The organism is Limnobaculum eriocheiris, assembly GCF_021010575.1.
In the GTDB taxonomy this organism is placed as follows: domain Bacteria; phylum Pseudomonadota; class Gammaproteobacteria; order Enterobacterales; family Enterobacteriaceae; genus Limnobaculum; species Limnobaculum eriocheiris.
This window is the reverse complement of the sequence record NZ_JAJNAG010000089.1, coordinates 1-1980: the sequence shown is the minus strand read 5'-3', so window position 1 is coordinate 1980 and position 1980 is coordinate 1. Positions and strand designations below refer to the sequence as shown.

1 protein-coding gene is annotated in these 1980 nt (G+C 46.4%); it reads right to left on the bottom strand.

Annotation, left to right across the window (positions count from 1 at the left end):
- A partial coding sequence (locus tag LPW36_RS17560; protein WP_230611880.1) for a hemagglutinin repeat-containing protein occupies nt 1-1980 on the bottom strand: 1980 nt, incomplete at both ends.

Sequence of the window (1980 nt, the reverse complement as noted above, 5' to 3'; positions counted from 1 at the left end):
GATTCATTAATTTCTTTCTTGCGCTTACCGTAGGTTTCCTGATATTCCCGGCTTTCTGCCGTGGTCAGATTAACGTCACGCCCGGCAACTAATGCAACGGAATCCTCTGCGGTAATGCCTGCAGCTTTTGCGTTAATATCCCGACCGGCAAACACATTTAAGTTACCGCCACTGTCCAGTGAACTGCTTAATGCCCCCTGCGCTTCGGTTTTATTCTTACCTACTTGAGTGGACTGACTTTGCTGAGCAGTCAGAATACTAATATCCTGCCCGGCACTCAGTGTGAGTGGTCCTTTTTCTGTGGTGATTTCAGACGCGGTCAGCTCAATATTCTTACCCGCATTCAGGCTCATAGAACCTTCAGACTGAATGGAGGCGATATCACCCACATCGGTTTGTGAGAAGGCTAAGATTTGCTTTCTTCCATTTTGACCTGAAACGGACCACTGTTGAGTCTCAGTACGGTTAATAATACTGCCATCAATACTGTCCAGCGCCACCTGCTGACCACGAATGCTGGAGCCGATATTGTTGATATCGCCCATCGCCGTCATACCCAGGAAGCCGCCAGCTTTTATCTGCCCGGCGTTGATATTGTCGATGGTGCTCCAGCTGTCGATAAACAGTGAATTATCCGCCAGCAGGCTGCCGTTGCTGTTGATTAAGCGACCGGCTTCCAGCTCAACATTTCCGCCTTTGATCACACTGCCGGACACCGCTGTCACATCGTTTTTAGCCAGATAGAGTTTCGGTGCCAGAACCGTCTGGCCCTGAATGGTCATTGGCTCCCACCAGACGATGCTTTTATCTAATCGGGCAATCTGCTCTGCCGTCAGGCTTACACCAAAAGTTAGCCCCAGCGAGCCATAGGCCTGCGCGGCGTTATCAATCAGATACTGCATTTGTGACAAGTCAGAACCCACACCGTTGATATAACGGCTGCCGGTCTGCCTGAGCATGGCATCGCTGATATAACGAGTATCAAAAGCAGCGTCTCCGAGGAAACGGTAATCGTAATCCGGGCGCAGATTCAGACGTTCAAGGAAATAGGCTGAACCAATAAACCTATTTTTATCGGTAAAACGACTGTCGGTTTCATACGGTGCTGAACCCGGGCGCATGCCTAACATGGAATACAGATTGTTAAACAAACCGTAATCTAATCCACCCAGTCCATCCAGCTTACGGTTAGTGGTGATTAAATAAGGGCTATTCGGGTCCTGACTGGTGATAAACAGACCATTCAGACCACTTGGTAATGAAAGGTCGCCAAAACCGCTAAGGGTGGGCGCTTGCAGGGAATGACTGATATTACCGGCATTGGCTACCGTGGTGGTATTGCTAATGTCGTTATCGAAGGAAGCGTAGAGATTACTACTCGCCTGGATAATTGCCTGATACAAAGGCCCTGAAGGCGTACTGTATTTTATTTCCCTTAGCCGATGAACATATGCAAAAGACCTGTCTTCAGCAAAATCACGGGTATAAATCTTCTCTAAAACAGAAGTTCCGGTTTGGTAGCCTTGGTTATTTAATTGATTACCAATTAACGTAATATCACGTCCCGCCAACAAAGTACTAGCTTGATTTTCCAACGATGTAGCGAAAATATTCAAGTCATGTCCACTGGCAATACGCCCTGCATTCCCGACAGTATTAACTGTAATAGTTTCACTATCACCCAATTGATAGTGATATTCTAATATTGGTGTTGACCAATTTGACTTTGAAATTAACAGGTATTCAATACCACCCTCTACAATAAAGGTAACATAATCTGTTAGTGGTTCCGGTGTCAGTAATGAGCCCTCATTATTGCCTTCGGCTAGTGTAATTACTTTATCCACTTGAAAATCAAAATAACTATTTTTGAACCGTCCCGTATTAATCGTAATATCACCGTCATAGGTCTCAATCGTCCCTGAACGGTTCAGCACCAGACTGTTGGCATTCCCTGCCGCATCCTTCTGCATCCACAGG